At 47.8% G+C, this 7134-nt stretch carries 9 protein-coding genes and 1 pseudogene; 8 read left to right on the top strand and 2 right to left on the bottom strand.

Annotated features, from left to right (window positions below):
* A pseudogene (locus K5Q99_RS04925) lies at positions 1-143 on the top strand (ISAs1 family transposase); the annotation flags it as partial.
* A 79-nt stretch (positions 144-222) separates the two neighbouring features.
* Positions 223-1617: a S8 family peptidase gene (locus tag K5Q99_RS04920; RefSeq protein WP_346347945.1), complete on the top strand. Its 1395-nt coding sequence runs from the start codon at positions 223-225 to the stop codon at positions 1615-1617.
* Positions 1618-1697: 80 nt separating this feature from the next.
* Here K5Q99_RS04920 and K5Q99_RS04915 read toward each other — a convergent pair whose 3' ends face one another.
* A complete protein-coding gene (locus K5Q99_RS04915) occupies positions 1698-2399 on the bottom strand; it encodes a S24 family peptidase (RefSeq protein WP_220776211.1) in 702 nt (233 codons plus the stop codon).
* A gap of 78 nt (positions 2400-2477) precedes the next feature.
* On the opposite strand from K5Q99_RS04915, the gene K5Q99_RS04910 reads away from it, so the two are divergent.
* The 3 genes from K5Q99_RS04910 (at position 2478) to K5Q99_RS04900 (ending at position 4037) form a co-directional block, all read left to right on the top strand.
* Entirely contained in the window at positions 2478-2681 is a 204-nt protein-coding gene (locus tag K5Q99_RS04910) for a Cro/CI family transcriptional regulator (protein ID WP_220776210.1), read from the top strand.
* A 31-nt stretch (positions 2682-2712) separates the two neighbouring features.
* Positions 2713-3336 carry a toxin YdaT family protein gene (locus tag K5Q99_RS04905; protein ID WP_220776209.1) on the top strand — a complete coding sequence of 208 codons (624 nt, stop codon included), beginning with the start codon at positions 2713-2715 and terminating at the stop codon, positions 3334-3336.
* 95 nt (positions 3337-3431) lie between these two features.
* Positions 3432-4037: a hypothetical protein gene (locus K5Q99_RS04900; protein ID WP_220776208.1), complete on the top strand. Its 606-nt coding sequence runs from the start codon at positions 3432-3434 to the stop codon at positions 4035-4037.
* On the opposite strand, the gene K5Q99_RS04895 is transcribed toward K5Q99_RS04900, so the two are convergent.
* A complete protein-coding gene (locus K5Q99_RS04895; RefSeq protein WP_220776207.1) occupies positions 4019-4282 on the bottom strand; it encodes a hypothetical protein in 264 nt (87 codons plus the stop codon). The genes K5Q99_RS04900 and K5Q99_RS04895 overlap by 19 nt on opposite strands.
* A gap of 157 nt (positions 4283-4439) precedes the next feature.
* Here K5Q99_RS04895 and K5Q99_RS04890 point away from each other — a divergent pair, with 157 nt between their 5' ends.
* The 3 genes from K5Q99_RS04890 to K5Q99_RS04880 are packed head-to-tail and all read left to right on the top strand — an operon-like array spanning position 4440 to position 7118.
* The gene (locus tag K5Q99_RS04890; protein WP_220776206.1) at positions 4440-5189 is read left to right on the top strand and encodes a helix-turn-helix domain-containing protein; all 750 of its coding nucleotides are present in this window, start codon (positions 4440-4442) and stop codon (positions 5187-5189) included.
* On the top strand, positions 5186-5872 hold the full coding sequence (locus tag K5Q99_RS04885; protein WP_220776205.1) for a replication protein P: 687 nt from the start codon (positions 5186-5188) through the stop codon (positions 5870-5872). The genes K5Q99_RS04890 and K5Q99_RS04885 overlap by 4 nt, the downstream gene beginning before the upstream one ends.
* A complete protein-coding gene (locus tag K5Q99_RS04880; protein WP_220776204.1) occupies positions 5862-7118 on the top strand; it encodes a tyrosine-type recombinase/integrase in 1257 nt (418 codons plus the stop codon). The genes K5Q99_RS04885 and K5Q99_RS04880 overlap by 11 nt, the downstream gene beginning before the upstream one ends.
* The last annotated feature ends 16 nt before the right edge of the window (positions 7119-7134 follow it).

The raw sequence follows: 7134 nt of genomic DNA, 5'->3' as shown, positions 1-7134 counted from the left end.
CCATGCTTAGGCAAATATCACTGAATATGCTTAGGGCTGAACCTTCTAAAGGAAGCATTCCAGCGAAACAGAAAAGAGCTTGGATGAAACCTGAATATTTAGAATCGGTTCTATTAGCAGGGTTGCAGCTGGACGAATTTTAAACACTCATGCGGTTGCCCTGGTGGTTTACCTATAGCTTCCAATGCAATACTTCCAACGGATCCACCTTATGCTTCTGACGTGCGAGTCGCAATTTTGGACGGCGGATTACCTAAGTCGCATGCACTTATGCCGTGGGTAAATGACTACAAAATATCAGATTTAGCCGCAAGTGATCATTTAGGTGGAGCAGAACATGGATTAGGTGTTACCTCTGCTTTTTTATTTGGTCCATTATATCAAGGGCAGGCAGCATCAAGACCTTATTCATATGTAGACCATCATCGTATACTAGATTGCTTAATCTCAACTGAGGATCCATTAGAGCTATATAGGACGTTAGCACATATAGAAGAGATTTTACTTTCAAGACAGTATGAGTTTATTAATATTAGTTTGGGGCCTGACTTGCCGATTGATGACGATGAAATTCATCCTTGGACATCATTAATAGATACATATTTGGCAGATGGGGACACCTTTTTAACTATTGCGGCTGGCAATAATGGGGAGAATGACAGCATCACGATGCTAAATCGTGTTCAGGTTCCTTCTGATTGTGTTAATGCAATTGCAGTTGGTTCAGCAACAACAACTAACGCAAATTGGAATAGGGCATCTTATAGTGCGGTAGGTCCTGGTCGTTCGCCTGGAAGAGTAAAGCCAGATTTATTAGCATTTGGTGGTTCCCCTACAGATTACTTTCATGTAGTAAATGATTCTAATCCACCGAAGTTAATTCCTCAGTGTGGTACTAGTTTTTCTGCTCCATACCTACTACGTAAAGCTGTTGGCATAAGGGCTATGCTTGGTTATAGCATTTCTTCTCTAGCGATAAAGGCGTTACTTATCAATAATGCGCAAACAGATAAATATGCTCAATGTGATGTTGGTTGGGGGAAAGTGCCTGAAGATATCAATCAGTTGATAGAATCTCCTGACGGAGTTGCTAAGATTTTATATCAAGGTGAGCTTTCGCCTGGGAAATATTTACGAGTGCCATTACCGCTTCCTTCATCGGGAATTCAAGGAAAAGTCAACATAAAGGCTACATGCTGTTTCTCGACGTCGGTCGATCCACAAGATACTTCAATGTATACGAAAGCTGGAGTAGAAATTATATGGAAGCCAAAGTTTGGAGGGAAGGCTGAGGCATTTTTTCAACAAGTTAAAACTGCAAATGAGTCAGAGTTAAGGCGTGATGCAGCTAAATGGGAGTCTACCTTACATAAAAGTAAGGTTAAATTTGGTAATAAATTAGAGTCACCAGCATTTGAAATTCATTATATGGCAAGAGATGGCGGTGGAAATATCAGTGGCTCTAAAGCTCCAATAATAAAGTATGCTTTTGTAGTTACACTTGAAGCACCTAAACATAAAGAAATATTTACTGATATTCTAGAGGCTTATTCAGAGATCTTAACTGAAATTGAACCAAGAATAATCATTCCAGTACCAGTGCCAGTTACTGTATAAAAGTTGTAATAGATAAAAGTGGATAGCATTTAATGATATCTACTTTTATCTGATTTATTGGGGAGTTTTGAATGTTCTATTTAAATAAGTACAGAATACCAGAACACTTTGCCAATCACTTTAATGTTTTTAAGTTGTTCGTTATTGATGTGCTCGTCTGGCCACTCATCGGTGTTGTAGCTGCGTAGACGCAGGCCACCACCGGGAAGTTTGTAGAGCATTTTGACGCGCATCATGCCATCGTGGTTAATGGCGTACATTTTACCGTCGATGATCTCGGTGGCTGAGGTATCTACACCCACTGTTGAACCGTGGGGTAATACGGGCTCCATGCTGTTGCCATTCACTTTGACACAGGCCGCATGATCTGTGTTTACACCTTGACGCTTAAGGCTACTTTTGGCAAAGCGTAGCTTAGGGCCTTTATACTCAACACCTTCTGCAATACCTTCGCCCGCCGAGAGTTCGACATCCATGTAAAAGGGGATTTCGACTTCATCCTCACCCAGTGGACTATCGTTGTCCCATAGATCAAAACCGCCTGCCCATTCAGCATTCGATTCTGGTTTCTTCGTGTTTTTACTATCGCCAAACATCAACCAGTCGGGTGAGCACTGAAGTGCTTGAGCCAACTTGTAGAGGTTTTCACCTTTTGGAGATGTATCACCTGATTCCCATTGTGAAATGGTAACGCTTGAAACTCCGACTTTTTTACTAAGTTGGAGTTGAGTCAGGTTGATTATCTTTCTTCGCTCTTTAGAGCGTTCACCGAGTGTTTTCATATAAGTTATCTTAAATCAATTTGACTTAGGTTTTATTTATACCGATACTTAGGAAAACTTAAGTTTAGGGTGGTGAAAATGAAAATTCAGCTTGCCGTCGAATATTTTAAAGGGAAATCGAAACTAGCGAATGCACTAGGTATTAATCCTGCTTCCGTTTCTCAATGGGGTGAAGACGTTCCCGAACTCCGCGCTTATCAAATCGAGCGCCTAACCGATGGCGCACTCAAAGTTAATCCCGTCGTTGTTTTAGATAATCCTAAGCCCGCGAGTGTGGCTTAGATTCACTTTAGGTTGAAGGAGGACAGTACACATGAAAACCCATTCACGTAAAAATGACAGCCGTTTGAATTTGTTGATGAAAACGATTCATCGGGTGTTGGAATTACCCAAGATGACGCGCTTTGCGCTGGCGATAGATGTTGTTGCGGCGGTTGAACGCCTAGGGCTGAGTGAGGTGTTAGCGGCGGAGGGCATTGGCTTTGCGAGCACTCAAGATGTGCATAACGATGCGCGGATAAATGCCCAAAAGTTGTTCCGTTGGCTTGGCCAGTACGAGGGCCAACACCCACTGGTGGATCGCTTGTTTCATGTTGAGCAAGCACTGGTGGCGGCACTGCCCGAGCATTTGCGGGTGCAGTATCTCAACGATGTGTTTGGTTGCACTGGGGTGACGGTAATAGCGGACCGCATGAGTGACGGCCATGTGTTGCATGTGGCCGATATGGCGGCATCGCTCACCAAAGAGAACGCCGAGGCGCAAGTGGCGGTGATCCATTTGGGCTGTGAGCCCAAGCGCGAGCAGTTAGTGGCAGCGCACCGCGAGTTAAAAGAGTCGGCGGCAACCACGCAAGCGAGCATGGCGGCGTTAGAGCTGGCGTATCCGTATTTAGCGAGTCACGGTGGCAAGGCGGCGCAATTCGCGGCCGAGAAGTGATTGGCATGTTGATTAGCGATAGAGATAAGAAAGCCCACAAAAGTTTGGCGACAGGCGCGGGCTTAATACCTAAGAGGCAGTGAGGAGTATAACCGATGTTTGATCCTGAATGTTTAATCTGTTGTTTGGAGGGCGGCGCCGCGTGTTCGGTGCATGGCGATGTTGCGAATCGTGATGATGAACCTGTTACGCCAGCGTTTGCGGATTATATGCGGCGAGAGGATGAAGCGGTCGATTCAAAAGTCGCGTTATTAGTTGCTCAGGCGAACGTGCTGATGATGAAGGCGGCAGCGTTGAGTAAAAACACCTTACCTATGTGCAAAGTTGATTTACGGCGTGAGTTAGCGACTTTTTACGGTTTTAGCACCTTGGATAATTTTAGCCGCTTGCAGGTGTGGCGCATTGTTGAGCTGTTGCGAACGCAACCCGAGTTAGAGGAGTTAGATAACGTCAGCTTAGTGGAGATCGCCAACAAAGTGGTGAGTCGGGTGATTTTAGGTGATGAAGGCACCTTGATGTTGCCGCGGGTGTGCGTGGATTGGTTTTTGGGTTACTTGCAGATGGAAGAAATGCGCGCCGAACGTTCGATTGAGGTGACGCGGATTGACCCCGTTAATCAGGCCAAGCATATCAAGCGGCGCGATATTTATAGCCAGTTACGGACTAACTTGGCGCGGGATATTTATGCGCGGAACAGTTGATATTGGGCTGTTTCATAGTCACAGCCTGTGGCTTGAATGTAGACGTGGTGTTCGGTTTTCTCTGTTTTATTAAAGATGAGATTACCGCCTTCTTGTTCAAGATCGCCATAGAGGACGTGGTTTATCTCAAAGTCTGATGTGTCATCAACTTCGAGAATGCTGATATCACCGAAGTCTACTTTTATGGCGATACGACTGGTTTTTGGGTTTATGCCAATAACCGTTCCGTGCGTGCGTTTGGGCATTTAAACATCCTGTTTAAAGTTGAAGTTGAAATAAGAAAGCCCGCAAAAGTTTGGCGACAGGCGCGGGCTTAATACCTAAGAGAGGCGATTACATGTTACGTATACATGATGATTTCGTCAATTTTGTGCTGGCTGTCGCGCAGTTAGGCGGTGGCTTATGAGCATGGAATTGATGGTAAAAGCGATGAAGGCCAAGGTGGGTAATCCACTGCGTAAGCTGGTGTTGATTAAGCTGGCCGATAACGCGAACGATAATGGTGAATGTTGGCCGAGCCATCAGCATATTGCTGACCAGTGCGAGATTGGTCATAGCACTGTGAGAAAGCATATTGCGGCCTTGGTTGATATGGGTTTTGTGACGATTAAAAATCGTAAGGGACCTAAGGGAAATTTAACCAATATTTACACGATTTCAATCTGCTACGATGTGGCACCCCCTGTGCTAGCAGATAGCACCGAAGAGGTGCCACCAGATAGCATAGGTATGCCACCAGATAGCAGACCCCCTGTGCCACCAGATAGCACCGGAATCTATCACTCTTTTGAACCTATCAAGGAATCTTTAAAAGATAGTTGTCCAGCAACGAGTGCTAAGTCGGTTTTCAATGCGTTTTTCAAAGCGTATCCCGCCCATCGCAAAGGCGGGTCGGATTCGGCTGCGTGGAAAGCGTGGAAGGCCGAAAAGCTGACCGATGCCGATTGTGTGTTGGCGGTGACCTGGTTGAAGGATGCTGCGGCGCTGGATACGAGTTGGGGCTTTAGCGCGAACGGCCAGTTTGTGCTCGGTATTACCAAGTTTATCCGCGAACGCCATTGGCTAACGCCGTTGCCAAGACCGATGGCCGCCGCCGTTGGGCAAGTGGATTGGCGCCATGCGGTGTATGACCCTGAGGACCCTTTGATATGACTGCCAAGCAAAATACGAGCATGAAATCACTGCAGACCTTGATGCGCCAGCCGCTGGTTGGGCAGGGCGCGCGGGTGACACAACCTGAGCCGACGGCAATGGACATGGCGATTGTGGACAGCGTGTTTAGCAAGTTGCGGGTGTTGTTTCCGGTGAGTGCGCCACGGCCTGAGGACGAAGCAACCCACAAAGGTGAGTGGCTTAAAACCTTGGCGGCGCAGGGGATTGCGAGCCGCGAGCAAGTGCAAGCGGGGCTGAATCGTGCGAGACGCGAGCAGGGCGATAGGCAGTTTTGGCCGACACCGCGCCAGTTTGCGCTTTGGTGCCAACCTACGGCTTGTGATTTGGGCTTGCCCAAGTTAGAGGCGGCGTTTAAGGAGGCAACGCGCCATTACCATCACCCTGACAAGCATACGTGGAGCCATGATGTGGTGCGCTTAGCGGTGCGCGAGACGGGCAGTTGGATGTTTGCGACTGGGCTTGAAAAGGACGTGTTGATGACCTTTGAGCGCAATTACAAAGTGCTGTGCCGCCGCTTTAGCCGTGGCGAGTTGACCGATGTTGAGTTGCCTAAGGCGTTACCTGAAACGGTGACGCGGCCGACTGAGGCGGCAAGGGCGAAATCGATTATTGCCAATTTACGGGCAAACCTAGGGCTTAAGGGGGCAAACGATGGCTGCTAGCGGGGTTGAGGTAGGTAAGTTGAACGATGCTGCGCTGCGCCGTTGGTTACGTGGTGGTTTGACGCGGGATTTTAGGGATCCGCAGTTTCCTGAGCTGCGTTTACGGGCAACGGCGGATAGGACGAAGGCGAGTGTGCATTTGGTGATTAATGAGGGCGATAAGACGGTTTGGAAGAAGCAAGGCGTGTGGCCGAGTATGTGTATTAAGACGTTTTTAGCGGATTTACCTGTGATGCTGGCTAAGCGCAGTGCGGGCGCGGATGTGTTGCGTGGTGAGTTTGCGACTGTGACTGATTTGCTGTTGTGGTATGGAGATTATTTGGATGGCAATACGACGTTAAGCCCGAGCTGGCGCGATAACTGTAGGTCGATTATGCGTAAGCAGCTGCTGCCTAAGTTGGGGGATGTGGCCTTGGCTGGGTTGTCGTTTTTGGTGGTGGATAGTGCGTTGGTGAAGGTGATGCTGAATGAGGGGTATGCGCCGCATTATATTCGTTTGTGTGTGAATGTGCTTAAGCGGGCGTTGAGTTTGGCGGCGGATTTTAGGTTGTTATTGCTTAATCCATTGATGGGTTATCGAGTGACGATGAGTTTAACCTTATCACCTAAGCCTGATACGCGCTTGATGGAGTCGGACTTAGGGCCGTTGTTTGTGGCGTTGCGGGATGCATTTATGCCGGTGGCGATGTTGTTTATGTTGATGCTGATGTTCGGCACGCGCATTGGTGAAACCCGTTTGGCACGATGGGAGCATTTTGCGGGTGAGTTTTGGTTTATTCCTGCGGCGAATGCGAAGAACCGCCAAGAGCACCGGCTACCGTTAACGCCTACGGCTAAGGCGTTGATCCAGCATTATTTGCAGTGGCAGCTTAAAAATGTGGGTAAGCGGGCGTTTTTGTTTGCGGGTGATGTGGGCGCTATTAGCCAGCGCACTGCGCATTATTGGAGTGAGACGATTCGGTTTAAGGAGTTTACCTCGCATGATTTACGCAAGCTTTGCCGGACGATTATCCAAGACATGGGTGTGGATACTATGGTGGGTGAGCGGTTGCTTAATCATGCCTTGCCTGTGCTTTTGCGTACCTATGTTCATTCGACGTTGGATAAGGGCATGTTGAGTGCGCTTGATGCGTATCACGCGCATTTAATTTCGCTCGGTTTTAGTGAGGTTGCGCCCGAGATAATCCCTAGATCGTCTGCGAATGTTGGGAGTACTCAAACCCTTGGTGCGAGTGGGTGGCTGTGATGATCGTTGCATCAGC

The sequence above is a fragment of the Shewanella hafniensis genome (assembly GCF_019655335.1).
Lineage (GTDB): Bacteria > Pseudomonadota > Gammaproteobacteria > Enterobacterales > Shewanellaceae > Shewanella > Shewanella hafniensis.
This window is presented reverse-complemented; position numbering and strand designations above follow the sequence as displayed.